This window comes from Oleiphilus sp. HI0079 (genome assembly GCF_001635105.1).
Genome location: NZ_LWFT01001015.1, coordinates 1 through 623 on the forward strand (window position 1 = coordinate 1; position 623 = coordinate 623).

The following is a 623-nucleotide window of genomic DNA, read 5'->3' on the forward strand; positions in this document are numbered from 1 at the left end:
TAGGCAATGTTATACGCAACATCTGCAGAAAACATGACGGGGTTCTGAGGAACAATAGCCAGATGTTGACGCAAGATCATCGTCGAAAGCTGACGAGTGTCATTTCCAAATACCTCAATACACCCTTGTGCAGGATCATAAAACCGCTGAAGCAATTCAAACACCGTTGATTTCCCTGCCCCGGATGGACCAACCAAGGCAATACGCTCACCTTCCCTAATCGTCAGCGATATAGTATCCAATGCTTTAACCTGCGGGCGTGAGGGATAACAAAACGAGACATCATGTAAAGCAATCGCTTCGCTGCTCACTCGATCCGCCTTGGGTTCTCCGTTTTCAGCGCGATACGGAATCTCTGCTTCAACAGCGAGCAACTCAAGCAAACGCTCAGTCGCACCCACTGCGCGCTGCAACTCACCATAGACCTCAGAAATGGTCGCCACAGAACCCGCCATCATTACGGCATAAAAGATAAACGCCGCTAGCTCACCACCACTTATCTCACCAGCCAGCATATCGCTGCCACCCACCCAGATAAGCGAAGTGATCGCAACAAATACAAGAAGAATAACCGCCGCAATCAACAAAGCACGTTGCTTGATACGCCGCTTGGCAACATCAAA

The 623-nt window shown here is 49.4% G+C and carries 1 protein-coding gene; it reads right to left on the minus strand.

The window, feature by feature from the left end; all coding sequences use genetic code 11:
- On the minus strand, positions 1–623 hold a 623-nt coding region (locus A3750_RS18390), incomplete at both ends, for an ATP-binding cassette domain-containing protein (RefSeq protein ID WP_156498722.1).